We start from the raw sequence: 26,826 nt of genomic DNA on the forward strand, positions 1-26,826 counted from the left end.
AGTGAAGTTGAACTTATGAAATTCGTAAAAATCGCTCTTATTGTTGCTGTTATCGCTCTCGCTCTATTTGCAGCAAAACAAACTGGCATCCTTGAAATCATCACAGACATCAAGAGCCTACAAGATTGGATCGCAAGCTTTGGCGTTTGGGGTTACGCGGTATTCGTAGCAGCATTCGTATTTGCGTGTGTTTTCCTACTACCGGGCAGTGCATTCACCATCGTAGCGGGTATCGTATTTGGCCCTATCAAAGGCGGTATCTTAGCGCTGTTGTCTGCGACGCTTGGCGCGGTGGCGGCATTCATCGTGGCGCGCTTCCTGCTTCGTAACACCATCATGAAGAAGTTTGGCGATAACCCAATCTTCAAGAAAATCGACGATGGCGTAGCAGCAAACGGCACAAGCTTCTTGATCCTAACACGTCTCGTGCCTGTATTCCCATTCAGCCTACAGAACTACGCTTACGGTCTAACCAGCCTAAACCTTGGCACTTACGCTCTGGTTTCTCTACTAACAATGGCACCAGGCGCGTTCATCTTCGCTTACATGGCGGGTGATATTGCAACAAACGGCGTGTCTGCGATGCTGCTAGTGAAGTTTGCGGTTGCGGGTCTTATCCTGTTTGGCATGTCTCTGATTCCAAAATACATCGCGAAGAAAAAAGGCATCAACATGGAAGAATTAGCGAAGTAATCCGGTCTATCCATTATTGACGCCAAAAGAGTGCGACTTATCGGGAGTTGCACTCTTTTCATTCTTACTAATTTGCTCACAGTTTGTGCCTCTTTTGGCGACTTTTAAAACCAAAAACTGACGTGAATTGGTATGACCTCACAAGGCGAATAATTCTATGAAACTATTATCAAATTCGCGTTGATAATAAAGCGAGATAGATTACTATCCATGTAGAGGGAACGGAGCGTTCAGCCTGTTTATACCCCTATGTTGAGTATTGAAAATAGACGTTTTTCATCACATAGGCGAACAAAGCTCCAAAATGAAAACAAAGATAAAGAAACACGGATTACGTATGAAAAAGCTACTTAGCACCATTGGCATTTTAGCCACCACTTTTGCCACCTCCTCTTATGCCACTTCTCACTCCGAAGAATGGCAAAAAATCGAGCAACAAGCCGACGGTCAGACTGTTTATTTCCATGCTTGGGGTGGTAGCCAAGAGATCAACCGCTATATCCAATGGGCAGGCAAAGAGCTTAAATCTCGCTACAACGTGACGCTTAACCACGTAAAAGTCACCGACATTTCTGAAACCACCACTCGTCTTATCGCAGAAAAAGCCGCAGGGAAGAACAGCGGTGGCAGCGTAGATATGGTTTGGATTAATGGTGAAAACTTTAAATCAATGAAAGACAACCAACTGCTGTTTGGTCCTTTTGTTGACGGTCTACCAAGTTGGCAATATGTCGACAAAACACTACCAGTAGATGTTGATTTTTCAGAACCAACTGATGGCCTTGAAGCGCCATGGGGTGTCGGTCAACTTGTTTTTATCTACGATGAAGAGACGCTCAACAACCCACCAAGCTCGTACGCAGAAATGCTAAGTTACGCAAAAGCGTTTCCTAACAGCCTTACTTACCCTCGCCCACCAGAGTTCCATGGCACTAGCTTCATTAAATCTCTACTCATAGAGTTAAGTAACAACGATCCTGCACTGCAAAAACCAGTGACCGACGAAGCATTCAAAACCGTTACGCAACCTCTATGGACTTACTTAGATGAATTCCACTCTGTTGCATGGCGCGGCGGTAAACAATTCCCTGGCGGAACAGCAGAAACCGTACAACTGCTAGATGATGGTCAGATTGACCTAGCTGTCACATTCAACCCGAACGCAGTTTACTCAGCACAATCAAGCGGCAACCTAGCAGAAAGCACCAAAGCATACGCGATGGACGCTGGCGCACTGTCGAACATCCACTTCTTAGCGATTCCTTGGAACGCAAATGCCAGTGCAGGCGCGCAAGTTGCTATAAACTTTTTATTAAGCCCTGAAGCACAGTCTCGCAAAGGTGACATCAACATCTGGGGTGATCCTTCAGTGCTAAACAGCCAGTACCTAACTGGCACAGCTAAGAATACTAAACAGTTCAAATCTATCGCGGAGCCACATCCAAGCTGGCAAGCAGCGTTAGAAAAAGAATGGCTGAAACGCTACGGAAATTAATACACACCCATGTTAAGAGCGCTGTATCTAGTTATTATCGCAGTTTGTATATTACCAACCATCCCGGGGCTACTCGGGGTGGTGGTGTCTGCGCTCGGCTATGTACCCCCTATTGGTTTGCACCACTTTTCACTGGATGGCTTTCATGCTGTGTTTGACTGGGAAGGTGTGTGGACGTCGATTGGACTGACTTTCTATTCCGCCATTTTCAGCAGCTACCTTGCTTGTTTGATCACTTTCGCGATTCTTCAAGCCTCATGGGGCAGCAAGTTCTGGCGCAAGATTGAAATGAGTCTTTCCCCTCTTCTTGCAATGCCGCATGTCGCGTTTGCTATTGGCTTCGCTTTTCTATTCGCACCAACAGGCATGGGCGTTCGCGTGCTCAATCAATTGTTTGGTTACGATCCAAATGCGCAAACGGTGAATGACTTAGCGTTGTTGATCAAAGACCCACATGCTCTGGGGTTGATCGTCATGCTCGCTATTAAAGAAGTGCCGTTTTTATTGTTGATGAGCATTCCTATTCTTCAGCAATTAAAAGTTGAGAAGATTGAAAAAGTCAGCCATTCGATGGGTTACAGTTCCGCCCAAGCGTGGTGGAAATGTGTCTTCCCACAATGGTTAGCGAAGCTGCGTTTCCCAATGTTGGCTGTTCTGGCTTACAGCTTGTCGGTTGTTGATGTGGCGCTAATTATCGGACCAACCAACCCTCCTACGTTTGCAGTGTTGGTATGGCAGTGGTTTAACGACCCTGATTTGTCGCTCCTACCAAGAGCTGCGGCGGGTGCGGTGGTGCTTTTTGCCATTGCAAGCCTTTTGATTGGTTTTGCACGACTCGTCGAATGGAGCATCACCAAAGGCTTCAAACGCTGGCAATACTCCGGCCGTAGCGGTTTTCGCTTACCGGGTAAGACCTTGTTCTCTCTGATAGGCCTACTAGCACTGTTAATGGTGCCTTTGATGGTGGTGTGGAGCTTTGCACAGCGTTGGCGTTTTCCTGACTTATTACCAAGCCGCTATAGCTTACGTTTTTGGGAATACGAGTGGCAAAGCATTCTTGGCACGCTAGAGCAAAGCATGTTGATTGCAGTTATCAGTGCATCTATTGCCCTTGTACTGGCGCTGATCGCTCATGAGTACCGCCTACGATACCGTTGGCAGGTGCCCGGGTACATCATCGCTGTGCCTATGTTGATCCCACAGCTTTCTGTGTTGTTTGGTATGCAGGTCGCTACTCTGTATCTCGACAGCAATGCGTATTTCTTCTGGGTGTGCTGGGCACATGTCTTCTTCGCTTTCCCATTCGTTTATCTGTCATTGGATGGGCCTTGGCGCAGCTTCGACAACGGTTTGACTCGTGTCGCTCTAAGCCTTGGTAAATCACCAATGCAAGCGTGGTTGAAAGTGAAATTGCCGATTCTTCTGCCTGCCATTGCCTTTGCTTGGGCAGTGGGAATTAGTGTGAGCTTGGCGCAATACCTACCAACACTCGTGCTAGGCGCAGGTCGCATCAGCACCATAACAACAGAAGCGGTAGCCCTCTCAAGTGGCTTCGACCGTCGTGTCACCGCGATTTACGCAATTTGGCAAGCGCTCTTGCCGTTAATGTTCTTCTCTTTTGCGATTCTACTTAGTCGTTTACACGTTAAGTATCGCCGGTTGTCTATTAAAGGTTTACTACCGAATGAGTCTTTGTCTCGAAAACCTCGCCATCCGTAAAACCAATGGCGACACACTTTTCTCTGCGTTCAACATGACCGTGAAGAAAGGTGAAATTGTTACCCTGATGGGCCCAAGCGGCTGCGGAAAATCCACCTTGTTGGATGCGATTGCTGGTCACCTGTCTTCCGAGTTCGACTATTCAGGCTCAATCACGCTCGATAACGAAAAGCTGGATGCTTTACCTGCACACAAACGTCAGGTGGGTATTCTGTTCCAAGATGACTTGCTCTTCCCGCACCTCACCGTATGGGAGAATCTGGCCTTCGCGCTACCCGATTCAATCAAAGGCGCAGAACGCAAAGAGCGTGCAATGCAGGCTTTGAAGCACATCTCGCTAACTAAACTTGCAGAGTCTTTCCCTGATCAAATCTCTGGCGGCCAGCGCGCACGTATTGCTCTCACCCGCATGTTATTGGCAAAACCGAAAGTTGCCCTACTCGATGAGCCATACAGCAAGCTCGATAAAGATCTGCGCGTGCAATTTCGCAATTGGGTTGTGGAGCAGCTTCAACAAGCCAATATTCCTGCTTTGATGGTGACGCACGATGAGGATGATATTCCTGAGGGCAGTCGCTGCCTGAACTGGCCTTGGGAGACAAGCCATGCTTGATAGCCTGAGTATCAAAATCATTAAGTGGCCATTGGCACAGAGCGCAAAACTCATTGATAAATGTGGCGTGACGGCTAACCAAACCACCTTGTTTGGCTTCGCCCTTGGCTGTTTTGCCTTACCTGCATTGATGGCAGAGCAATACACGCTTGCATTAGCGTTTATTCTGCTGAATCGCATCTGTGATGGATTGGATGGTGCTCTAGCGAGAATTCAAGGCATCACCGATGCGGGCGGCTTCCTTGATATAAGCCTAGACTTCTTGTTCTATTCTCTGATTCCATTTGGCTTTGTACTAGCAAACCCAGAACAAAACGCTGTCGCGGGCGCGTTCTTGATCTTCTCGTTTATTGGTACAGGAAGCAGCTTCTTAGCTTTCGCGATCATGGCGGGTAAACGTGGTATCGATAACCCTGTCTACAAGCACAAATCTCTGTACTACATGAGCGGCCTGACAGAAGGCACAGAGACCATAGGTTGCTTCGTGCTGTTCTGTTTGTTCCCGCAACATTTTGCCGTGATTGCGTACATCTTTGGTGCAGCATGTTGGTTTACTACGTTTACGCGTATTTACTCCGGGTTTCATACGCTGAAACCATAAACAAAACTTCAAGAGAGATTCCTGATTGCAACGAAGGAATGCAGTCGGGAATCTCTATTCCATCATCCCTCAATAAAGCATCCCACTCACCACCAGCGTCAGCACAATTCCAGAGACAAAACTCGGAAAATGCCACGTCCGCTGCTTAGCGCGGTAATACTCTTTTTGTAGGTTCTCTTGGTAGCTCTTTACGTCTAACTCTTTAATGTAGTTATTATGCATAACCTGTCCTCCTGACGTGTATTACAGATGGAGGATAAAAGCTCAAGTTAACTTAAGGTCAACGGAAAAATTCAATTTCGGATAATATTATTTGCGGAGGTTGAATCCCTCACTCCTAGTTCTTAAGCTCAATCAGTTGCACTTGTTTGTATCACAGTTTTGTTGTGTCACTTGATCGTCGTCAATGGAACATCAATCTCTCACACCTTTCGATGTTCAAATGACATCAAGTTGCTAGCATGAGCCCATTCAAGATAACTCTGGGCTTGTTATGACTCCTACTGTCGACCACGTACTTCTCAATATCGCACTCAATCTGAGCTCAAATCGCTCTCATGAGCAGCAATACCAAAACCTGATTGACGGGGTGGCGCAAGTGTTCCCTTGCGATGCGAGTTGCCTGTTTATCTTTGATGAAGATGGCTTCCTTACGCCAGTCGCAGTAAAAGGTTTGTCGAGTTCAGTTCTCGGTCGCCGTTACTTTCCTAAAGCTCACCCGCGTTTGGATGCCATCATTCATAGTCGCGAGCCTGTTCGCTTTGATGCCGACTGCGCCCTGCCCGATCCATTTGATGGAACACTGTTAACCGAAGACCAATGTATTGACGTCCATGACTGCATGGGCTTTAGCTTGTACGTTGAGGGGCAGCTTGTCGGCGCATTAACCATGGACGCACTTGCGGTTGGTGCGTTTGATAATATCGACCCAGTAGCAATCGAAACGTTCGCAGCACTAACAGCGGCAACACTGCGTAACATTGCACAATTAAAAGCCCTTAAAGCGCAGAACCAAAAGCAAAAGAGCGTCACGCAAACCCTGATCCAACAGGCACGCTCACAACACGGTGACATGGTTGGCTTAAGCCCACAAATCAATCAATTACGAAACAACATTGCGACCGTTGCTCAGTCGGATTATGCAGTATTGGTAACGGGAGAAACAGGGACGGGTAAAGAGCTTGTTGCTCACTCTGTCCATGCTCAATCTCATCGCAATGATAAACCGATGATCTACGTAAACTGCGCCGCCCTACCCGAAGGTCTGGCGGAAAGCGAACTGTTTGGCCACGTGAAAGGCGCTTTTACAGGAGCCAATAGTCATCGTGCAGGTAAGTTTGAGCTGGCTGATGGCGGGACAATCTTCTTAGATGAAGTGGGTGAACTGCCATTGATTTTACAAGCAAAACTGCTGCGAGTTATCCAGCAAGGTGAGTTGCAACGTGTGGGTAGCGATCAGCATTTGATGGTCAACGTACGCATCATCGCAGCCACCAACCGACAGTTAGAAAAAGAAGTGGAAGACGGCACATTCCGTGCGGATTTGTTCCATCGCTTAAATGTATTCCCAATCAAAGTGCCACCACTGCGTGTACGTGATGGCGACATTCCAGTTCTTGCGGGATATTTGTTAGAAAAAGTACGTCAGCAATTTAACGCACCAAACCTTCACGTTCACCCTAAGGTACTAACTCAACTAGAATCTCTGCCTTGGTATGGTAACGTTCGAGAACTTGAACACACCTTAACGCGAGCAGCGTTACATGCAATTCAGCAAGGCGCGAGCACCATCATGCTCAATCACTTTGATACTTCATTGGCATTGGATGATGTAAAAAGCACATCACATTACTTGCCGAAAGAGAGTCAGCCAATGCGCGAGTTAGTTGAGAGCTACCAACGTGACTTGATTGAACACGCTTTAAACCAAACTGGCGGTGTTTGGGCAAAAGCAGCAGAGTTTTTACAAATGGATCGAGGCAACTTGTATCGCATGGGTAAAAAGCTCGGAATTAGCAAATAGAAGCCCCTACTTCGCTCTTTTCTCTAGAAGGAAAAAGTTACCTCTTGAACAGAGGGATTCCGGATAGCTCGCTTAGACTCGTCCGGAATGACACCCAACACCAATGCACATGGGCTAACTGTCCCATCTGGTTTCTCGCTTTTCATTCCCTGTTCCTCATTCAAAATAACTAAACCGCTCTAATCTCTGCTTTCTTCTGACTCTTTAAACTCGCCAAGTTTTCAGTTGCCGTTTTGCGTCACTCCCGAAAACGCCAAAAGAGCGCAATCGGGAATCCCTCGCCTCCACAAAACCGCATTAACTTTTCTTCTGTTTAACAAGTACTTCCACTTTCGATTGTTAAAGCGTTTCTCACGCGTTGTTTTTCTCACCACATCTGTATTTTCGTTGTCATTTGCACATCATTCACGTTGTCACAATTACATCAACTACGCCCTCCAAAAGCAGTAAAACCATTTAAAATCAATGAGATAACAATTGGCACGCATTCTGCTCTATACAGAAAAACAAAACGACTATTACTACAATCACTGGAGAACCCAATATGTTCTGTATTCAATGTGAACAGACAATCCAAACCCCAGCTGTAAAAGGCTGTTCTTTCGCACAAGGTATGTGCGGCAAAACTTCAGAGGTATCCGATCTACAAGACGTGTTGGTTTACACTCTGCAAGGGGTTTCTTTTTGGGCAGCACGCGCGCTTGAATTCAACATCATCAATGATGAAATCAACCAATGGGCTCCAAGAGCATTCTTCTCTACGTTGACTAACGTAAACTTCGATCCTGAACGTATCCTTGAGCTAACTTCTCAAGCAGCGGCATACAAAGCACTGCTAAAAGACCAAGTTATGTCTGCCGCAACACTTGCTGACGAAGTCGTATTGAACGTACCTAACGTTGCGAACTTCGAGCTGCCAAACAGTGCAGAAGAAATCCTAGCATTTGCTCCACAAGTGGCGGTAAACCGTGGTAAAGACCAAGTACACGAAGACGTTATCGGTCTACGTCTGCTTTGCTTATACGGTCTAAAAGGTGCTGCAGCGTACATGGAACACGCACGCGTACTTGAGCAAACCAACAATGACATCTTCGCCGAATACCACGAAATCATGGCTTGGCTTGGCACAGACCCAGAAGATCTAGGCGAGCTATTAGACTGCTCAATGCGCATCGGTCTTATGAACTACAAAGTGATGGAAATGCTGGATCATGGTGAAACAGCAACGTTCGGTCACCCAGAACCAACCACTGTTAACGTTAAGCCAGTGAAAGGCAAATGTATTCTTGTTTCTGGTCACGACCTTCACGATCTAGAGAAAATCCTGCAACAGACTGAAGGCAAAGGCATTAACGTTTACACCAACGGTGAAATGCTGCCTGCACACGGCTACCCAGAGCTGAAAAAATACCCTCACCTAGTGGGTAACTACGGTAGCGCTTGGCAGAACCAACAAAAAGAATTCGCTAACTTCCCTGGCGCGATTGTGATGACATCAAACTGCCTATTGAACCCGAATGTTGGCCAATACGCAGACCGCCTATTCACACGCAGCATTGTTGGTTGGCCGGGTGTCGCTCACCTAGAAGGTGACGATTTTAGCCAAGTGGTTGAATGTGCATTAGCGCAAGAAGGCTTTCAGCATGACGAAATCGAACACAACATCACGGTTGGTTTCGGTCGCAACGCACTAATGAACGCAGCACCAGCGGTTATCGACCAAGTGAAGCAAGGCAATATCAAACACTTCTTCCTAGTAGGTGGTTGCGATGGCGACAAAGCAGAGCGTAGCTACTACACCGACTTCACTGCAGAAGCGCCAGAAGATACGCTAATCCTAACGCTGGCTTGTGGTAAATACCGTTTCAACAAGAACACATTTGGCGACATCAATGGCATCCCTCGCCTATTGGATGTAGGCCAATGTAACGATGCGTACTCAGCAATCCAGCTTGCACTAGCACTTGCAAAAGAGTTCGATTGCGGCATCAACGAGCTTCCTCTAACGCTTGTTCTGTCTTGGTTCGAGCAAAAAGCGATTGTGATCCTGCTTACGCTATTCGCTCTTGGTGTGAAAGGCATCTACACAGGTCCAACAGCGCCTGCATTCCTAACGCCAAACTTGATTGCGATTATCCAAGAGAAGTTCGACATGCGCAGCATTGGCAATGTTCAGGACGACCTTAAAACCATCCTAGCAGCATAATCGCCTCGCTTATCATGCGCCTCCTTAGTTGGGGGCGCTTCTATCTATTGAGTACTCGATAACCAAAGAGATTGTTATGTTTTTTGAATGGCAAGGCAGTCAACCTGTCACGTTACGCTGTGTAGACAAATACCACGAAACTGCTGATGCAGTGAGCCTCAAGTTGGCAGACCTGTCAGAGTCGCTCTTGTTTGAATTTAAAGCCGGTCAGTTCATCAACCTTGGCGTTGAAATCGATGGCAAGATGGAGTTTCGTGCTTACTCTCTCAGCTCTCTTTCCGGTGACGACTGTCTGCAACTAACGATAAAGCGTGTCGAAGGCGGTAAGGTATCCAACTACATCATCGATAAGCTTCTCATTGGCGATACAGTTCAAGCGCTTCCTCCTACGGGTGATTTCAACTGCATTGATCATCCACCAATCGCGGTCAACGGTAGAAAGAAAGCACTGCTCATTAGTGCGGGCTGTGGCATTACGCCTGTATTCGCGATGGCAAAAGAATGGCTAGGCAACGACGCTGGTGTTGATATTGAGTTCCTGCACATTGCCCGTTCTAAGCCGGAAACCATCTACTTTGATTTGCTGGAGACCTACCATTCGGTTTATCCAGATTTCAATTTGAAATTGCTACTGAAAAACCGTGGTGAAACGCTTTATCCAGAAGGTCGTTTGAATACCGAGTGGTTAAAAGAACTGGTGCCCGACTTTAAACAGCGCACGGTTTACCTATGCGGTCCAAATCAGTTTATGCTTGATGTCCAAAGCTACCTGAGTGACCTTGGCTTTGATATGGCGAACTTCTTCCAAGAAAGCTTTACTCCTGCTGCCAGCGAAGAAGCTGAAGTGTCAGATGAAAAGGCCAGTGTGTCAGTACCTGACTTTGCTCAAACGATCGATGCGCAAAAAGGCCAAGTCCTTGCAGACGTATTGGAAGGTGCTGGATTACCGTTGATCGTCGCTTGTCGAAGCGGCATTTGTGGCTCTTGTAAGTGTAAGGTTCGCAAAGGCAGCGTTTCTTCAACTAGCCTTGAAACGTTGACCCCAGAAGAAATTGAGCAAGGCTATGTACTTGCCTGCTCTTCGATGATTGAATCCGATCTTGAAGTACAGATTGGTTAAAGCCGTTGATACGAACATTAAAAAAGCGCCGTACTAGGCGCTTTTTGTTTATGGAAAAGTGTTATTAAACTCGGAAGTTTCTTTATCTAAACTCAGCTAAACAGTAAAACCTTGAGTGCGGCTTCGCTATCCACATCCATAAACTCTGGTGGGTTATCCAAACGCTCGCGGAATGTCAGCTCTGGCGCTTCTTCCTTCATGCTTTCAATCAAGAAATCACTGGTCACTAATGGTGAGTTAACACACGCTAACACCTGACCACCTTCTGCCAACAAATCTGGCAAACGACGTAGAATCTTTTTGTAGTCTTTAGTTAGTGCAAAGCTGCCTTTCTGGAATGACGGCGGATCAATGATGATCATATCGTACTGACCTGACTTCTTGATCTTGCCCCATGACTTAAAAATGTCGTGTCCCATAAAGCTCACTTGGTTGATGTTATGACCATTCAGCTTATGGTTCTCACGACCTTTAGATAGCGATGCTCTCGCCATATCCACGTTAACCACTTTATCTGCGCCACCAGCAATTGCAGCAACCGAGAAGCCACAAGTGTAAGCGAACAGATTAAGTACATTTTTGTGCTTCGCATTTTCACGTACCCAATCACGACCGTAGCGCATATCAAGGAACAGACCGAAGTTTTGGTTGCGACCGATGTCTAACTGGTACTTTAAGCCACTTTCTTCAACTACAGGTCGAGCATCTAGCTCACCCAACAGAACTTCAGAAGGTGCGCCGTCAGCGTAACGGTGCTGAATCACGATAGTGCGACCTTGTTTCTCTGCCCACAGAGCAGATTCAGCAAGCACGTTCAATCCTGCTTTTAATTCGCTAAGAAACGTCTCATCCACTTCTTTAAATAGGTTGATGATCAACTGACCTTGTAACCAATCACATGTGATTTGCTCTAAACCTTCGAAGCGACGACCACGACCGTGAAACAGTCGGCGGATTTCATTGGGAGCTTGTGTTAGCTCGGCTTCTAAATGCTGAAAAAACAGCGGAAGTTGTGATGCTTGCATCGAATTCTCTTATTCGTTTTCTTTGTGATGGTTATTTAATCGTAGGCCAGTTCAGCTCCCACGGAGAGAGCCAAGTGTCGATACCTCGGGATACCGTTTCATTGTGCCATTTGCAGCCAAGCGCTTTGTGTTCACGTGGATCGCAAACAAAGCAATGCGTTTCATCTTGATATGGGAAACACAACGAAAATGCATGCAAGTAGCCACGGTCGGCTTCATTGCCTGCATTATAAATAGGATCGCCAACAATACCCGAACCAACGGATTTTAATGCCACGCGAATTTGGTGTGTTTTGCCAGTATGCGGCTTGCATAAAAACAGGCGCTCTCCCGGCTCTGCAGCGAGGGAGAAGAATTGGGTAATCGCGGGATTCGTTTTACTGTTAACCAATTTCCATGACGAACGACGAGAGCGTTCCATGTCACCCACTACCAGTCCTTGCTTCTTCTTAGGCTTTTTCGAACCAATCGCAAGGTAGAACTTCTCAACTTCACGATCTGCAAATGCTTGCGACAACGCACTTGCTGCTTTTGCGTTGCGACCCAAAAGCAAAATTCCAGACGTCATTTTGTCGAGACGGTGGATAAGATACAACTGCTCATCACCACTTTGTTTCGCTACTTCTTGTAGCAACATGGTATCACCATCGTCCTTATGTACTGAGACGTTGGGATGTTTATTGATGATCAGAAAATCTGGATGGGTGTGTAGAATGTCGAACATAAAAAACTGGCTCCACGTTTGGAGCCAGAAGTATACCGATTCTAAGCAATTAGGCGAGCTTAAACTTACCCACCAGCGCTTCCAATTCTTGAACTTTACGATTCAGACCTTCTACGCTTTGCGAGCTATCATTCGCCAATTGTAATGAACGGTTTGAGATATCGCTGATCGAGGTAATGTCTGCCGCAATTTCTTTCGTCACTGCAGTTTGCTCTTCCGCGGCCGTCGCGATTGAGTTCACCATGCTTTGAACATGCGCCGCACCAGAAACGATTTCTTCCAATGAGTTCACCGCTCCCGAGCTTTGACTCACGCCAATCTCAACCAAACGACAGCCATCTTCCGTGTAAGTCACGGCCTCTTGAGTACCGACTTGAATCGCTTGAATGATCTCACCGACCTCTTGTGTTGCCTTTGTTGTGCGTTCAGCCAGAGCGCGTACTTCATCGGCAACCACAGCAAAGCCACGACCAAACTCACCTGCACGTGCCGCTTCAATCGCCGCGTTCAATGCCAACAAGTTTGTCTGCTCGGCAATGTCTTCAATCACTTTGATAACCGCGCCGATCTTCTCACCATGAGAGCCTAGGCTATTCATCTGCACCGACATATCCGACATTTGCTGTGATACTTGCTGAATGCTTTCCACCATCTCTACAATCACAGTGCGACCTTGTTCAGCAGTTGATTCCGACTTGCGTGCTTCTTCAAACGTCGCTGCACCTTGCTCGGCAACTTGAGAAATAGTCAAGCTCAACTCTTCTGCCGCAGTCGCAATCAAGTTTGCTTTATCAGATTGGCTACTTGCACCCGACACAATATCTTGGCTCACAACGGACAGTTCACCAGTAACAGACTTTACTTCTTCCGACACGAGTGAAATCGAACCGATAAGACTGGTCAAAGACGCCTGCATCTTATTCAGAGAGGTAGCTAGGTTCGCCAACTCGTCACCCGATTTATCGTCAATCGGTTCTACCGTTAAATCACCTTCAGCGACACGTTGTGCCAACTCGTCCAACTTACTCAAACGAAGAGTAATCGAGTTAGACAACAAGTACGCAATAACCGCGGTTGCAATTAGCGCAATCGAGCCAAGTACATAAATCGTCAGCTCAATGCTGTTGAATGAATCAGAAAGATCCAGTAGCGCTTCACTGGTACTTTGGCGACCATCCGTTGATGCTGCATCAAGGATAGATTCAATCGGCGCTAGGTTAGCGTCATAAAGAGAGCGAAGGCGCGCAACGTTCTCTTCAACGTTTTCTAAACCAAGGTTGGTTAGCACCTGAGATTCAAAATCTTGGGTGAAGTTCGCCATGTAACGTTCCATCTTCTCGATATTACGGTAATCTTCCCCACCAACCGTCTCAAGACGTTTCACTTCTTCAATTGCGGCTGCGAACTCTAGCTTATTGGATTGGTAATCCGCTTGAGCACCCGCAACATTAACGATGCTACCTAAAGCATCGCGGTACACGTCACCTGCTTCATCAATCAAGATTAAGTAGTTAACGGTTTCAGGAACATCGTCCGTTCTCACCTCATCAGCTACTTTGTGCGAGTTCAACACTTCTAATGTAATGATCCCTATCATCACTAGCATGATTGCCAAAATGGCACCGAAACTCGCGTACAGTTTTTTACGAACAGACATTGTCACTAATAACCTTCCTTACCCTTGTCTTCTATTTTTTAACTTGGTTTATCCACACATTTACACATGCTTTGTAAGGATTATCGGAACGAACAACTGCAACTTTAATACATTTTTTTGTGATCTAAATCTCTTTGCGAGTGATCTCACAATTAATACCCATAATTAATATGAATTAACTCATTCTTATAAATTATAAATATAAAAAGCGGGAGCCTGTTAAGACTCCCGCTTTCTATCGTTTGTTTAATCTAGATATTTATAGCTTTCTAGAGAAGATACCAGCGACTGCGATGATACCAATACCTAGTAGCATGATTTCGCCTTTACCGCTGTCGAAACCAGACTTGATACCCATGAAGGCTACGATTGCGATAGCAACTGGGATTACGTATTTAACTAGGTTGTACCATAGACCAAACAGTGGGAAAGATACTTTACCGTCGTTAGTAATTTCTTTCTCTAGGTCAGCACGGTTTAGACGCCAGCCTGCGAAGATACATACCAACATACCGCCAACTGCTAGGAAGATCTTATCCGTTAGTAGGTCGAAGATATCAAATGCGCCCGTACCGAATAGTGTTGGACCAACACCACCAAGTGATAGCGATGCGAACACACACAGTGTTGCCATTACAACACTTGCAGAGATAACCGCCGTTGAACGCTTCAGACCTTTCTCATCGATTAGGTAAGAAACCACAACCTCTAGTAGAGATACTGAAGACGTCAGTGCCGCTACTGTTAGACCGATGAAGAACATCAGAGCAAATAGAAGACCAATTACGCCGCCCATTTCAGCAAACAGTTGAGGTACAACTACGAATACCAGACCTGGACCTGCTGCTGGCTCCATACCGAATGCGAACATTGCTGGGAACATTGCTACACCCGCTAGGATTGCAACACCCGTGTCCATTGCCGTAACCATACCGGTTGTTTGAACTAGGTTCTCTTTCTTCTTCAGGTAAGAACCGTAAGTCATCATACAACCCATACCTAGACTTAGAGAGAAGAATGCCTGACCTAGCGCCGCTAGAACGACATTGCTGTCTACTTTCGAGAAGTCTGGCATGAATAGGAACTCAAGACCTGCCATTGCGCCCGGTAGCATCAGACCTTTCACCGATACAACGATCAGGATAAGGAATAGAAGAGGCATTAGGATTTTACCCGCTTTCTCGATACCGCCTGAAATACCTTTCATTACGATAACGATGTTTAGGAACAGGTAAATACCCATCCACATTAGCGGTTGAACTGGATCAGAAATGAACCCGCCGAAGCTGTCACCAATGGCTTCAGGAGCACTTAGTAGACCACCACCTACTTTAAAGATGTATGCTAGCGCCCAGCCACCTACTACAGGGTAGAAACCCATGATCAGTAGACCACTTAGTACGCCGATAACACCCGTAAATGTCCAACGACGGTCAGTAGATTTGAAAGCACCTACTGCTGAAAGACCTGTCTTACGACCAATAGCGAATTCAGTAAGCATTACGCTAAAGCCGATAAAAATAACAAATAGAAGGTAGATTGCAACGAACGCACCGCCGCCGCTCTCACCAGCTGTGTAAGGGAATTTCCATATATTGCCTAAACCGACAGCGGAACCCGCTGCTGCCATTACGAAGCCTAGTTTAGACCCCCACGTATCACGTGGTGCTGCTGTATTTGTAGCCACGCTTTTTCTCCAAAATGTATTGTTGTGTTTGCATAGAGATAGGCGTCTAGAATATGTTCGTGTAAAAAATAATGTACACTTTATAAGATGTTTGTATGACGCTCTATGTATGGCAAGTAAAGCAGTTTCAATTTAAAATTGGAACCCCGATCAGCACATTTATCGCACAAATGTATCATTGTTCACGCTAAATGCTGCTTTTTTGCGCAAAAGTTAAAGTTTCATCCAACTTTTCACACCTCAGTAACACAAACCCCCGTTATAAAATTCATTTCACAACACAAAATCACTTATCCGTGATGGTATGAAAATAGTTTCCCGTTCCGCCATTTACGCTTAATATCCATATTGGGCTTATTACTTTTGGCATATATGGACAAGTTCTATCACTTTCTCACCCTAGCCAGCATCGGACTTTATTGGTTCCTAGTCGCTGGTGTTACTATTCGTGTCGTATTAAAACGTCGCGCTGTCAGCGTTTCTCTCGCATGGCTCATGATCATCTACATCCTGCCAGTGCTTGGTGTTGCCTGTTACTTCCTGTTTGGTGAGCTCAACCTTGGTCGAAAACGTGCAGAACGTGCCAAAGTCATGTTCACGCCGTTCCAGCAGTGGTTCACTCAGTTAAATGATTGTAACGCGCATGTTCCAGAAGCCATGGGACGTCACATCTATCGCATCGATGAGTTATGTAACAACCGTCTTGGCCTTCCAGCACTGAGTGGTAACACGCTTTCACTTCAACAATCGCCGGATGAGATTCTCCATTCAATCATTGAAGATATCGAAAACGCACAACACAGCATTCGAATGGTGTTCTACATTTGGCATCCGGGCGGTTTGGCCGACTCTGTTGCTTCTGCATTGATTCAAGCTGCGAAGCGTGGCGTGGATGTTAAGCTGCTGCTCGACTCAGCCGGTAGCCCTCGCTTCTTCCGTAGCCCTTGGTACAAGATGATGAAAGATGCTGGCATCGATGTGGTGCAGGCATTAGAAGTAAAGATGTGGCGTATTTTCCTGCGCCGATTGGATTTGCGTCAGCATCGTAAGATCATCGTGATTGATGACGAGATAGCCTATACAGGTTCTATGAACTTGGTTGATCCTGCTTTCTTTAAACAGAACAGTGGCGTGGGCCAATGGATCGATATCATGGTGCGTGTTACAGGACCAACGGTAAACGTATTAAGTGCTATCCATTGTTGGGATTGGGAAGTAGAGACTGGCGAGCGTCAGTTTCCAAAGCACCCAGAGTGCCGTATTGACAACAGCGATGAGTTTCAACATCCAATTCAGGTGGTTCCATCTGGTCCGGGGATGCCAGAGTACTTGATTTACCAAGTACTGACGCTGGCAATTAACCAAGCGAACCGCTCTGTCAGAATCACGACGCCTTACTTTGTGCCGAGCACAGACTTATTGGAAACGCTTAAAATGACCGCACAACGCGGTATAGAAGTGGAGCTCATCATTCCGCATAAGAACGATTCAATGATGGTTCAGTGGGCTTCACGTGCGTTTTACAGTGAGCTACTTGCTGCAGGCGTCAAAATCTATGAATTTTACGGCGGTTTGCTACACACGAAATCGGTGGTGATTGACCAACAATTCTGTTTGGTTGGTACGGTCAACATGGACATGCGAAGCTTGTGGCTGAACTTTGAAGTAACGCTTGCGGTAGACGACGAAGAGTTCACAAGACAAATGTCGTGGCTACAGGATACTTACATCAGTCAGTCTCATACGGTTGATAAAGTCGAATGGGAAAAGCGCAGCATTTTTTCTCGATTCCTAGAGCGTGTTTTCTATTTATTTAACCCATTACTGTAATAAATAGAGTAAAACCGATAAATCCATACAAAACCGACAGATTCACGCTGTCGGTTTTCTTTATCCCCCTCTTTACTCCTCATGTTCACATGATGCTCTGACGAGTCCTGTCATTTCCATTTTTCCCTTGCAAACCACCCTTGGTCCATGTTTTAAATATTGAAAATCGTAATTTAGACAGGGAATTTTTATGTCAGAAGGCAAAAAGACCAAATTCGTTACCGCAGGTCGAGATAAGAAATGGACTAACGGCGTGGTAAACCCGCCAGTACAGCGCGCTTCAACCATCGTTTTTGATACGGTTGCTGAAAAGAACCAAGCAATGATCAACCGTACAAATAAAACACTCTTCTACGGACGCCGTGGTACGAATACACACTTTGCTTTCCAAGATGCCATGGTTGAAATCGAAGGCGGTGCGGGTTGTGCCCTATACCCATGTGGTACTGCTGCGATTTCTAATGCCATCCTGTCTTTTGTTGAAACGGGCGATCACATCTTAATGGTGGATACCTGTTACGAACCTACTCGCGACTTCTGCGACACCATCATGAAGAAGATGGGCGTCGAGACAACTTACTTTGATCCTATGATTGGTGAAGGTATTCGTGAGCTTATTCAACCGAATACCAAGATCTTGTTCTTAGAGTCTCCTGGCTCGATCACCATGGAAGTGATGGATGTCCCAACGATGGCGAACATTGCTCATGAGCAAGACATCATCGTCATGTTAGACAACACTTGGGGTGCCGGTGTGAATTTCTCACCATTCGAGCACGGCGTTGATATCTCTATCCAAGCTGCAACCAAGTACATTGTTGGTCACTCAGATGTAATGTTGGGTACGGCAGTCGCTTCAGAGAAATACTGGGACCAGCTGCGCGAACAAAGCTACCTTATGGGACAATGCGTTTCTCCTGATGATGCATACCTTGGTCTGCGCGGAATTCGTACTCTGGATGTTCGCTTACGCCAGCATGCAGAGAACAGCCTGAAAGTCGCACAATGGTTGGCAAACCGCCCTGAAGTCGATCACGTTCGCCACCCTGCTCTAGAAAGCTGCCCTGGTCATGAGTTCTTTAAACGCGACTTTACCGGTGGTAATGGCTTGTTCTCATTCGTATTGAAAAGCTCGTACCCGAAAGCCACCACAGCATTGTTGGATGGGATGAAACACTTCAGCATGGGTTATTCATGGGGTGGTTTTGAGAGTTTGATTCTAGCTAACGAGCCAAAGAGCTTTAATAGCTTGCGCACAGTGGCGAATCCAAACTTCGAAGGCACACTTGTCCGCCTGCACATCGGTCTTGAAGATGTTGAAGATCTCCTTGCAGATCTTGAAGCTGGCTTCGAGCGATACAACGCACTCGTGCTCGAAAAAGAAGCCTCTTTATAAGCATTCAGAACAATTATTAAATAGCCTCATACTGCGAGGCTATTTTTTGCCGCTCATTACAGAGTTACTAACCCATTGTCTTAATTAGAATTAACTAACATTCTAATATTCATCAATCCAATGTTAATTGAATTTGTTGATTTTCTTTTGAGTAATCACAGATTAAAACAATGTGCCACAGACGAACTTCTCAACCGCAAAACTTATCTCCTATTTTATAAAACTCATAAGAGGTCATACCACAAGGAGATAGTTTTGAAACTCAGATTCATAACAACAATGCTTTTCGTTTTAAGCACCCTACCCTTTGCATCTGCCAACGCCAGTGGTTACACGGAGACTAAATATCCCATCGTTCTTGTTCATGGGTTGTTTGGCTTTGATACCTTAGCCGGTGTCGATTACTTCTATGGCATCCCACACTCTCTGACCAAAGATGGCGCAACGGTTTATGTTGCCCAAGTGTCTGCGACCAACAGTAGTGAAGCTCGCGGTGAGCAGCTTTTGGCACAGGTTGAAACGCTGCTTGCTGCAACAGGCGCACAGAAGGTCAACTTGATTGGACACAGTCACGGAGGCCCGACAACACGCTATGTCGCCTCCATACGCCCAGATTTAGTGGCATCCGTTACCAGTATCGCAGGGGTAAATAAGGGTTCTAAAGTTGCAGATATTGTGCGCGGTACGGTGCCTGAAGGCTCTATCAGTGAAGGCGTGGCCGTGAAGTTGGCAGAAGGGCTCGTGACACTGATCAACCTACTTTCTGGTGGCACAGACCTCGACCAAGATCCATTGGCCTCTTTAGAAGCTCTAACCAGCGAAGGTTCTCTGGCGTTCAACCAATATTATCCGGAAGGCATCCCAACCAGTGAATGCGGAGATGGTGATTTATTGGCATCCAATGGCGTGTATTACTACTCATGGACGGGCGCTTCAAACTTTACCAATCTATTTGACCCTACTGACGGCGCAATGGTCGTATTAGGCTTGGCATTTGATGGTCCGAACGATGGCCTTGTTGGAGCATGCAGTACTCACCTAGGTAAGGTGATTCGTGACAACTATAAGATGAATCATCTGGATGAAATCAACGGATTACTTGGCATTCATCACTTATTCGAAACTGACCCAGTCACACTGTATCGTCAGCATGCAAATCGCCTGAAACTGCAAGGTCTATAAAAAGGAACTTATCATGAAGAAAGCCGCTCTTGTCATTGTGTCCGTTGTATCACTCGTTAGTGTAGGAGCGGTTTATTTGTTTCAACCTCAGTCAGCGCAGCCAACAAAGGCGCATTCACAACAAGACACTACAGTTGATCTTTCCTCCCAGAAAGACTTCTTTGAGTACTCATTGAGCAGTCTTGGGGAGCAAAGCCTTGAAGAAATCAAAGCCAACGTAAAAGCCGGCGAATCACAATCAAATTCACTGGGTATCAACGCTGAGCTGTTCGAAACTTACCTCGCCTACAAAGAAGCGTTATCCAAGCTAGAACCGTTCGAAGGAAATTCACTGTCATTGATGGAATTGGAACAACTGAACAACGCCATCTTGTCGATGCAGAGCGAATTTTTTACCGACGAACAAATTGCTCAACTTTTTGATGAAGAAAATCGCTTACGCCAGCTAGCAATAGACAAACTCGCCATTCAAGAAACTGAATTAGACGCGGATTCGCAACAACAAATGCTCGAAGAAAACCTCGCCTCTCAACCTGAATATATTCAGCAAAGTGAGCGCAATAACGCACTAGTGATTGAACTAAATCAGACCTCGGGAATGTCTGCACAAGAGAAGTATTTGGCTCGTGTTGATTTGGTGGGCGAAGAAGGCGCCGAACGACTTCAGGCTTTGGACGAACAACGAGCCTCGTTTAATGCATCACTCAACGATTATTTCGAGAAACGTGCGGAGATCATCAACAATGATTTCCTCGGCGAAGAAGAAAAGAAAACAGAAATCGCCGGATTAAGACAACAAAGCTTCGAGCAAAACCAATGGCGTCGCGTCGAAGCTTTAGAGAGGATTCATGATAGTGAAGCGAACAACTAATTCGATGTCTAGTTAGGCTTTTTAGGACAACCAACAATGTGGTCATCGACCATGCCTACTGCTTGCATGAAGGCGTAGCAAATCGTCTCGCCCACAAACTTAAAGCCTTTCTTTTTGAGGAATTTGCTCATTGCTTTGGACTGCTCTGTCGATACTGGCACTTGGCTCATGTCTGTCCAGTGATTCACAATTGGCTTGCCATCAACAAATTGCCATAGCGCAGCGGAAAGGCTTCCGTATTCTTCAATCAATTGCTTGGCCGCTTTGGCATTGCTGAATACCGAATTGATTTTACCGCGATGCTTAACCACGTCGTAGTTCTCCACGATGAACTCTGTGCGCTCTTCATCGCGTTGAATTAACTTATCTAAGTCATAGTGCTCAAATGCTTCACGATAGCCTTCTCGCTTTTTCAGAATCGTAATCCAACTCAAGCCAGCTTGCGCGCCTTCTAACGTGATGAACTCAAACAACACGGTATCATCATGCACAGGGATGCCCCATTCTGCATCGTGATATTCTCGTTCAAGTGGATGGTTCATTGCCCATGCACACGTATTCTGTTCCATATTTAATCCTTATAAAAACGCCCCTGACGGTCAGCCAGAGGCGCTTTAGAACGTTCTTAAAACTCAGTCGTTACTTTGGCACTGCCACCTTGTGGAATAGACGATACAACACTGGCACAACAATTAGTGTCAGTACAGTCGCAAAACCCAAACCAAACATGATGGTTACAGCCATTGGTTTAAAGAAGATATCCGGTAGTAGAGGAATCATACCAAGAATGGTAGTGATTGCCGCCATACATACTGGGCGCACACGACTTACCGCTGCATCCACAACTGCGTCGTACGCATCTTTACCTGATTTCATCTCAATCTCAATCTGGTCAAGCAGTACGATACCGTTTTTCAATACCATGCCCGACAAACTCAAGAAACCAAGCAACGCCATAAAGCCAAACGGCGTGTTCAAGGCGAGCAGACCGGTTGTTACACCGATCAATGCCAGAGGCACCGTCAACCAAACAATCAGCGGCTCCTTAATCGAGTTGAACAAGAAGATGGTGATCAAGAACATGAACAGGTAACCCATTGGCATCGTTGTGAACAATGACGCCTTCGCATCGCCTGATGACTCATATTCACCACCCCACTCTAGTGAGTAACCTGGTGGCATTTCGATCGCTTCGATCTGTGGTTGTAGACGAGCTTGCAATGTTGCCGCCGTCTCTTCACCCAAGATATCTGGATCAGCCATCACTGTTAGCATGCGTTTACGGTTTTTACGAACGATGATTGGGTCTTCCCAACGCATGTCGTAACCCATCGTCACTTGCTGTAGCGGGATAAACTCGCTCTGTGCAGGGCTCCAAATCTTCATGCCTTCGATGTTACGAATGTCGATACGCTCATCTTCAGGAAGGCGAGCTACGATTGGCATCAGCGTCGTACCATCGCGGTACAAACCGATATTCATACCTGAGAATGACATAGATAGGAAATCATCCACATCAGACTTAGTGATACCGTAACGACGTGCTTGGCTCTCGTTAAATTGAGGCTCTAGCACTTGAGTACGTTCACGCCAGTCATGACGAATGTTGGTCGCGCCAGGATCGGCATACATCACGTCCATCACTTGCGCTGCGATAGTACGAAGTACAGTTGGATCTGAACCGATAACACGCGCTTCAATCTTCGCACCGCCACCAGGACCCAATTCAATTTGCTTCAACTTGTAGTTGATTTCTGGGTAGTTGGTTTTGATGTGATCTCTAAAGCGGTCCATCAGTGGTGCCAACGCTTCGTAGTTTTCTACACGCGTCGTGATTTCACCGTAGGCTGCGTAACTCTTCTCTGGTGAGTAAGTCAGCATGAAGCGTTGTAAGCCTTTACCCGCAGTAGTAGTAATGTGCTCAACGTGATCTTGCTTAGCTAGCCAACCTTCCAGCTCTTTCAGTTTGTCGTTTGTCGCACGAATGTCTGTACCTTCAGGCAACCAAACGTCTAATTGGAAGATAGGAGTGGTTGATGATGGGAAGAAGGCTTGTTTAACATGGGTAAAGCCGTACACACTTGCCGCAAGACCTGCCACCAAAACAACAACCGTAAACCATGCTCGGCGCATACAGAAGTTTAAGAACTTTTTGTACACCACAAAGATGATGCCGTTGTAAGGGTCGTTGTCTTCCCCTTCACCACTCTTGATTTTCTGACCTTTAAAGAAGATGTCAGCAAAGAATGGCGTTAGTGAGATCGCAGTAAACCAACTCAGCATCAGAGAGATAAGTAGTACAGTAAACAAGGTACCACAGTACTCACCCGTCGAGTCTTCTGACAGACCGATTGGTGCGAATGCCGTTACTGCAATCACGGTTGCACCTAACAACGGCCATTTAGTTTGCGTTACGATGTCTGTAGCAGCTTGTAGCCTCGTTCGTCCTTTCTGAGTACCTATGAGTATCCCTTCCACGACCACAATGGCGTTATCCACCAGCATACCCAGCGCGATAACCAGAGCACCCAAAGAGATCCGCTGTAGGTCTATGGCAAAGTACTTCATAAAGATGAAGGTACCTAATACCGTCAACAATAGGATCAGACCAATGAGAAGACCCGAGCGTAAACCCATAAAGAAGAGCAGAACGACGATTACGATGCCCACCGCTTGCGCCAAGCTGACAACGAAACCACTTACCGACTTATCTACTTCTTTTGGCTGGTTATAGATTTCTGAGATCTCAACACCAACCGGCTGTTGGTATTTAAGCTCCGCCACTCGGCGGTCAAACGCTTTGCCCACTTCAACTACGTTAACGCCTTGGGCAAACGAAATACCCATGTTGAGCGCCAACTCACCATTGTAGTTAATGATGTTGGTTGGAACGTCGACATAGCCACGTTTGATCTCTGCTACGTCTTTCAAGAAGATCAGGCCTTGCGCGCCCGACTCTGTCAGTAGCAAATCACCGAGTTCGTCAACGCTCTGGAACTCACCGGTTGGTTGAATACGAATGTACTCATCGCCAATTCGGATCGCACCTGCGTCAGAAACAACGTTTTGGGTCGATAGTAAGTTAAAGACGGTATTTGGAGAAAGACCAAGACTGCTCAGCTTCTTCATCGAAATTTCAATGAAGACTTGCTCTTGTTGTTGGCCTGATACAGAAACCTTGCTCACCCCGTCGACTAATTCGAGCTCACGTCTCAAATAGTCCACATAGTCGAGCAGTTCTTTATAGCTGTAGCCATCACCAGTTACGGCCAACAAGATGCCGTATACATCACCAAAGTCATCAATGACCGATGGATCATTAACACCTGGCGGTAATGTGCCTTTTAGGTCGTTAACTTTACGGCGTAATTCATCCCAAATCTGCGGTAAATCATCCGGACCATAGTTGTTTTTCATGGTCACAGTGATTTGTGATAAACCGCGGCTGGAAATGGAGTTAACCTCATCGACATAGGTTAATTGCTGAATCGCTTTTTCGATTGGATAAGTTACTTCTTCTTCGACCTGTTGCGGTGTCGCGCCAGGGTAAGAAGTGACGACCATTGCGTCTTTGATGGTAAAGGCTGGGTCTTCAAGACGACCTAGACCAAAGAACGCAGAGATACCACCGATTAAGAAGATCAGCGATACCATCCAACTAATTACACGGTTACGAATGAAATACGCCGCGATGCCCGTTACGTTTTCATCATCATCTTTTTGAGGCGCAACGTTATTTTGTTCACTCATTGAGTTGCCTCCTGCTTAACCACTTCCACTTTCATGCCATCTCTTAATCGGGATACACCAGCGACAACCACTTTGTCGTCAAGCTCTAAGCCATCAAGGATCTGAACCGAGGTTTGTGACGCTTTACCAGCACGCACTTGCTTGCGAGTTACGGTATTGTCGTCATTCAAGACCCAAACAAATTTGTTTTCACGATCCAAATCATCACCATCGGCATTAAAGATGGCTTCGATTGGCACGTTGATACCGATGTTGAGGTCTAGACCTGTCTTTTCATCTTTAGAGGTCACGTCCACTGCCATACCATCAAGAATGTATTCGTTTTCTGGCATAGGCAGAGACAGCGTCACCGTAAAGGTGCCAGTATTAGGATCTGGCTCTGTGGTGAACTCTTTGATTTGAGCGTTGTATTCATTGCCGCTTGGAACACGAACCACGGCATTGATTCCCGTCAGATGTTCTTCAGTCGGAGGCTGATTAACGTATAAACGGTCAGGAAGCTGAATCAGTACTTCGACGCGATCCACACTGTGAATGTTCACGATGTACTGACCAACTTGAATGTTCTCAAACTGGTCTACGTTTACACGCGAAATAACACCATCAACCGGTGCTTTTAGCTCTGTAAACGACAAACGAAGCTTGGCTAATTCAAGTTCAGCAAGCGCAATTTGACGCTGTGCTGCAATCTCATCAAATTGTGATTTTGCCAATAGACCTTTTTTCACTAGAGGCGCTGAACGGCGGTATTGGCTGTCAACCACAGAAAAACGCGCCGATGCGTTATCAACATCAAGCTTGTAATCGGTAGGGTCCAGCGTCGCAATAACATCACCTTTTGTGACCTTATCACCTTCTTTGACCAAGACTCGACTTACCTCACCCGCAACGCGGAAGCTTAAGTGTGAACGGTCAGCCGCATTGGCGACAGCAGGGAAATAAAGGTTATCGTCAACCTTCTTACCTTCCAGAGAAGCCACTCGAACGCGCGGCGTTTCAAGTTCTCGTTCCGGCCCTTTGTCACCACAACCTGCCAATAGCATTGCTGAGCAAAGTGTGGTTAAAGCTAAGATTCCTTTCATACTACAGTCCTCGCTCCTTAACCCACTCACGCACTTTGATGCCAGGCTCAATCACGTTGACGCCAGAGATAATGATTTGGTCACCATCTTCTAGGCCGGACGCAATCTGCTGTTTCTCGTTCAGCGTTACCGTCACTTTCTCAACGATGCCTTGGTCATTCACACGCCAAACACACGTTTTATCGTTCTCAGTAAACAGTGCTGAATTCGGAATTCTTGTGGCACCTGCATTTTCAGACACCAAATGCACATTGCCAGACATACCCGGTAAGATACCGACCCCTTCTGGGCGCGCCATCACCATGGTGACTTTGTAACTGCCCGTTTTAGGATCTGCTTCGGTATCAATTTCTTGGAAGGTCAATTCGAAAGAACGCTCTGGAAACGCATCAAACGTCATTGACGCATGCGCGTTGGCACCTTGCGTAAACTTACTCAACAAGTGATCTGGTAACTGGAATAACACCTTCATCACTTGGTTGGTTTGAATGTTCATGACGCCTTCTTTTGCCGCCACGTATTCATGGTTTTCCGCCGGAAGGTAAGAAATAGTGCCATCGTAAGGGGCAACAAGCTTGGTGTATCTCAGGTTTGCTTTAGCCTGATTCCACTGTGCTTTTGCAGAATTATGATTAGCTTTCGCTGCATCAAAATCTTGCTCAGACACTACTTGCTCTTTACGAAGCTTTTTCGAACGTTCGTATTGAACATCCGCTAGGGTGTAATTCGCACGAGCTTGTTTTTCGAGTAATGAATACTCGTCAGGGTTGAGTACAGCAAGCACATCGCCTTTGTTGACCATCTGCCCAGCATTGACTTCAATCGACTGAAGCAAACCAGGCACACGGAATGCGAGTACTGCTCGGTCGCCGGCTTCTGTGGTGGCAGGAAAATGTCGTTCAAACTGAGCATTGCCTACAGAGACCGTGAAGAGTTTGGCGGGCCGAGATTCGGGTTCAGGGACTGGTGGCAGCTCTTTTCCACACCCAGAGAGAACCGTCATGACAGCGATTGGAATGAGCGCTTTTCTCATGTTAATTCATCCATTTAAGATCCATTCCTTTTAAAGTAGATGAATTTATGGTGTTCTTCTAGAGCATCAGAGCAAAAAATTTCTTTAAAAATAGCAATTTGAGACAAAAATAAAGCAGG

General features: G+C 46.2%; 21 protein-coding genes. 12 read left to right on the plus strand and 9 right to left on the minus strand.

Annotated elements, in window-relative coordinates:
• The first annotated feature begins 15 nt into the window (after positions 1 to 15).
• From ACLIIY_RS08615 to ACLIIY_RS08635, 5 genes are all read left to right on the plus strand, one after another.
• Positions 16 to 693, plus strand: a complete 678-nt coding sequence (locus ACLIIY_RS08615; RefSeq protein ID WP_434527424.1) for a TVP38/TMEM64 family protein — start codon at positions 16 to 18, stop codon at positions 691 to 693.
• A gap of 337 nt (positions 694 to 1,030) precedes the next feature.
• Positions 1,031 to 2,188 carry an ABC transporter substrate-binding protein gene (locus tag ACLIIY_RS08620; protein WP_434527425.1) on the plus strand — a complete coding sequence of 386 codons (1,158 nt, stop codon included), beginning with the start codon at positions 1,031 to 1,033 and terminating at the stop codon, positions 2,186 to 2,188.
• A gap of 9 nt (positions 2,189 to 2,197) precedes the next feature.
• Positions 2,198 to 3,907: an ABC transporter permease gene (locus tag ACLIIY_RS08625; RefSeq protein WP_434527426.1), complete on the plus strand. Its 1,710-nt coding sequence runs from the start codon at positions 2,198 to 2,200 to the stop codon at positions 3,905 to 3,907.
• Entirely contained in the window at positions 3,873 to 4,520 is a 648-nt protein-coding gene (locus ACLIIY_RS08630; RefSeq protein WP_009705796.1) for an ATP-binding cassette domain-containing protein, read from the plus strand. Before ACLIIY_RS08625 ends, ACLIIY_RS08630 begins: the two co-directional genes overlap by 35 nt.
• A complete protein-coding gene (locus ACLIIY_RS08635) occupies positions 4,513 to 5,121 on the plus strand; it encodes a CDP-alcohol phosphatidyltransferase family protein (RefSeq protein WP_005450653.1) in 609 nt (202 codons plus the stop codon). Before ACLIIY_RS08630 ends, ACLIIY_RS08635 begins: the two co-directional genes overlap by 8 nt.
• A 69-nt stretch (positions 5,122 to 5,190) precedes the next feature.
• Here ACLIIY_RS08635 and ACLIIY_RS08640 read toward each other — a convergent pair whose 3' ends face one another.
• Positions 5,191 to 5,343, minus strand: a complete 153-nt coding sequence (locus ACLIIY_RS08640; protein ID WP_434527427.1) for a hypothetical protein — start codon at positions 5,341 to 5,343, stop codon at positions 5,191 to 5,193.
• Positions 5,344 to 5,614: 271 nt separating this feature from the next.
• Between ACLIIY_RS08640 and norR the strand changes: the two genes are divergently transcribed.
• The 3 genes from norR (at position 5,615) to ACLIIY_RS08655 (ending at position 10,470) form a co-directional block, all read left to right on the plus strand.
• Positions 5,615 to 7,144, plus strand: a complete 1,530-nt coding sequence (gene norR, locus ACLIIY_RS08645) for a nitric oxide reductase transcriptional regulator NorR (protein ID WP_434527428.1) — start codon at positions 5,615 to 5,617, stop codon at positions 7,142 to 7,144.
• A gap of 544 nt (positions 7,145 to 7,688) precedes the next feature.
• Entirely contained in the window at positions 7,689 to 9,350 is a 1,662-nt protein-coding gene (hcp, locus tag ACLIIY_RS08650) for a hydroxylamine reductase (RefSeq protein WP_434527429.1), read from the plus strand.
• A 76-nt stretch (positions 9,351 to 9,426) separates the two neighbouring features.
• A complete protein-coding gene (locus ACLIIY_RS08655) occupies positions 9,427 to 10,470 on the plus strand; it encodes a 2Fe-2S iron-sulfur cluster-binding protein (RefSeq protein WP_434527430.1) in 1,044 nt (347 codons plus the stop codon).
• Positions 10,471 to 10,562: 92 nt separating this feature from the next.
• On the opposite strand, the gene ACLIIY_RS08660 is transcribed toward ACLIIY_RS08655, so the two are convergent.
• From ACLIIY_RS08660 to ACLIIY_RS08675, 4 genes are all read right to left on the minus strand, one after another.
• Positions 10,563 to 11,495, minus strand: a complete 933-nt coding sequence (locus ACLIIY_RS08660) for a class I SAM-dependent methyltransferase (RefSeq protein WP_434527431.1) — start codon at positions 11,493 to 11,495, stop codon at positions 10,563 to 10,565.
• Positions 11,496 to 11,526: 31 nt separating this feature from the next.
• Positions 11,527 to 12,219 (minus strand): TIGR01621 family pseudouridine synthase, encoded by a 693-nt coding sequence (locus ACLIIY_RS08665; RefSeq protein ID WP_434527432.1) that lies wholly within the window; start codon positions 12,217 to 12,219, stop codon positions 11,527 to 11,529.
• 49 nt (positions 12,220 to 12,268) lie between these two features.
• Positions 12,269 to 13,882, minus strand: coding sequence for a methyl-accepting chemotaxis protein (locus ACLIIY_RS08670; RefSeq protein WP_409378299.1), 1,614 nt, complete (start codon positions 13,880 to 13,882; stop codon positions 12,269 to 12,271).
• Positions 13,883 to 14,135: 253 nt separating this feature from the next.
• Entirely contained in the window at positions 14,136 to 15,563 is a 1,428-nt protein-coding gene (locus ACLIIY_RS08675; protein WP_032802678.1) for a sodium-dependent transporter, read from the minus strand.
• A 372-nt stretch (positions 15,564 to 15,935) separates the two neighbouring features.
• Here ACLIIY_RS08675 and cls point away from each other — a divergent pair, with 372 nt between their 5' ends.
• The 4 genes from cls to ACLIIY_RS08695 all read left to right on the plus strand — a co-directional run bounded on the left by cls (position 15,936) and on the right by ACLIIY_RS08695 (position 20,842).
• Positions 15,936 to 17,393, plus strand: coding sequence for a cardiolipin synthase (cls, locus tag ACLIIY_RS08680; RefSeq protein WP_009705786.1), 1,458 nt, complete (start codon positions 15,936 to 15,938; stop codon positions 17,391 to 17,393).
• 190 nt (positions 17,394 to 17,583) lie between these two features.
• Positions 17,584 to 18,789, plus strand: a complete 1,206-nt coding sequence (locus ACLIIY_RS08685) for a cystathionine beta-lyase (RefSeq protein ID WP_434527433.1) — start codon at positions 17,584 to 17,586, stop codon at positions 18,787 to 18,789.
• Between the two features lie 279 nt (positions 18,790 to 19,068).
• Positions 19,069 to 19,971 carry an esterase/lipase family protein gene (locus tag ACLIIY_RS08690; protein ID WP_434528544.1) on the plus strand — a complete coding sequence of 301 codons (903 nt, stop codon included), beginning with the start codon at positions 19,069 to 19,071 and terminating at the stop codon, positions 19,969 to 19,971.
• Between the two features lie 13 nt (positions 19,972 to 19,984).
• Positions 19,985 to 20,842, plus strand: coding sequence for a lipase secretion chaperone (locus ACLIIY_RS08695; protein ID WP_434527434.1), 858 nt, complete (start codon positions 19,985 to 19,987; stop codon positions 20,840 to 20,842).
• An 8-nt stretch (positions 20,843 to 20,850) separates the two neighbouring features.
• On the opposite strand, the gene ACLIIY_RS08700 is transcribed toward ACLIIY_RS08695, so the two are convergent.
• The 4 genes from ACLIIY_RS08700 to ACLIIY_RS08715 form a co-directional block, all read right to left on the minus strand.
• Positions 20,851 to 21,411, minus strand: a complete 561-nt coding sequence (locus tag ACLIIY_RS08700) for a DNA-3-methyladenine glycosylase I (protein WP_122067764.1) — start codon at positions 21,409 to 21,411, stop codon at positions 20,851 to 20,853.
• Between the two features lie 70 nt (positions 21,412 to 21,481).
• Entirely contained in the window at positions 21,482 to 24,592 is a 3,111-nt protein-coding gene (vmeI, locus tag ACLIIY_RS08705) for an efflux RND transporter permease subunit VmeI (protein ID WP_039842538.1), read from the minus strand.
• Entirely contained in the window at positions 24,589 to 25,674 is a 1,086-nt protein-coding gene (locus ACLIIY_RS08710; RefSeq protein ID WP_009705780.1) for an efflux RND transporter periplasmic adaptor subunit, read from the minus strand. The genes vmeI and ACLIIY_RS08710 overlap by 4 nt, the downstream gene beginning before the upstream one ends.
• 1 nt (position 25,675) lies before the next feature.
• Positions 25,676 to 26,707: an efflux RND transporter periplasmic adaptor subunit gene (locus ACLIIY_RS08715; RefSeq protein ID WP_005437278.1), complete on the minus strand. Its 1,032-nt coding sequence runs from the start codon at positions 26,705 to 26,707 to the stop codon at positions 25,676 to 25,678.
• Between the last annotated feature and the right edge of the window lie 119 nt (positions 26,708 to 26,826).

The organism is Vibrio sp. K4 (assembly GCF_051122595.1).
Lineage (GTDB): Bacteria > Pseudomonadota > Gammaproteobacteria > Enterobacterales > Vibrionaceae > Vibrio > Vibrio owensii.

Coding starts and splice junctions, on each gene's coding strand:
- ACLIIY_RS08615 (WP_434527424.1), top strand. CDS start 16: ATGAAATTCGTAAAAATCGCTCTTATTGTTGCTGTTATCGCTCTCGCT.
- ACLIIY_RS08620 (WP_434527425.1), top strand. CDS start 1,031: ATGAAAAAGCTACTTAGCACCATTGGCATTTTAGCCACCACTTTTGCC.
- ACLIIY_RS08625 (WP_434527426.1), top strand. CDS start 2,198: ATGTTAAGAGCGCTGTATCTAGTTATTATCGCAGTTTGTATATTACCA.
- ACLIIY_RS08630 (WP_009705796.1), top strand. CDS start 3,873: ATGAGTCTTTGTCTCGAAAACCTCGCCATCCGTAAAACCAATGGCGAC.
- ACLIIY_RS08635 (WP_005450653.1), top strand. CDS start 4,513: ATGCTTGATAGCCTGAGTATCAAAATCATTAAGTGGCCATTGGCACAG.
- ACLIIY_RS08640 (WP_434527427.1), bottom strand. CDS start 5,343: ATGCATAATAACTACATTAAAGAGTTAGACGTAAAGAGCTACCAAGAG.
- norR (WP_434527428.1), top strand. CDS start 5,615: ATGACTCCTACTGTCGACCACGTACTTCTCAATATCGCACTCAATCTG.
- hcp (WP_434527429.1), top strand. CDS start 7,689: ATGTTCTGTATTCAATGTGAACAGACAATCCAAACCCCAGCTGTAAAA.
- ACLIIY_RS08655 (WP_434527430.1), top strand. CDS start 9,427: ATGTTTTTTGAATGGCAAGGCAGTCAACCTGTCACGTTACGCTGTGTA.
- ACLIIY_RS08660 (WP_434527431.1), bottom strand. CDS start 11,495: ATGCAAGCATCACAACTTCCGCTGTTTTTTCAGCATTTAGAAGCCGAG.
- ACLIIY_RS08665 (WP_434527432.1), bottom strand. CDS start 12,219: ATGTTCGACATTCTACACACCCATCCAGATTTTCTGATCATCAATAAA.
- cls (WP_009705786.1), top strand. CDS start 15,936: ATGGACAAGTTCTATCACTTTCTCACCCTAGCCAGCATCGGACTTTAT.
- ACLIIY_RS08685 (WP_434527433.1), top strand. CDS start 17,584: ATGTCAGAAGGCAAAAAGACCAAATTCGTTACCGCAGGTCGAGATAAG.
- ACLIIY_RS08690 (WP_434528544.1), top strand. CDS start 19,069: ATGCTTTTCGTTTTAAGCACCCTACCCTTTGCATCTGCCAACGCCAGT.
- ACLIIY_RS08695 (WP_434527434.1), top strand. CDS start 19,985: ATGAAGAAAGCCGCTCTTGTCATTGTGTCCGTTGTATCACTCGTTAGT.
- ACLIIY_RS08700 (WP_122067764.1), bottom strand. CDS start 21,411: ATGGAACAGAATACGTGTGCATGGGCAATGAACCATCCACTTGAACGA.
- vmeI (WP_039842538.1), bottom strand. CDS start 24,592: ATGAGTGAACAAAATAACGTTGCGCCTCAAAAAGATGATGATGAAAAC.
- ACLIIY_RS08710 (WP_009705780.1), bottom strand. CDS start 25,674: ATGAAAGGAATCTTAGCTTTAACCACACTTTGCTCAGCAATGCTATTG.
- ACLIIY_RS08715 (WP_005437278.1), bottom strand. CDS start 26,707: ATGAGAAAAGCGCTCATTCCAATCGCTGTCATGACGGTTCTCTCTGGG.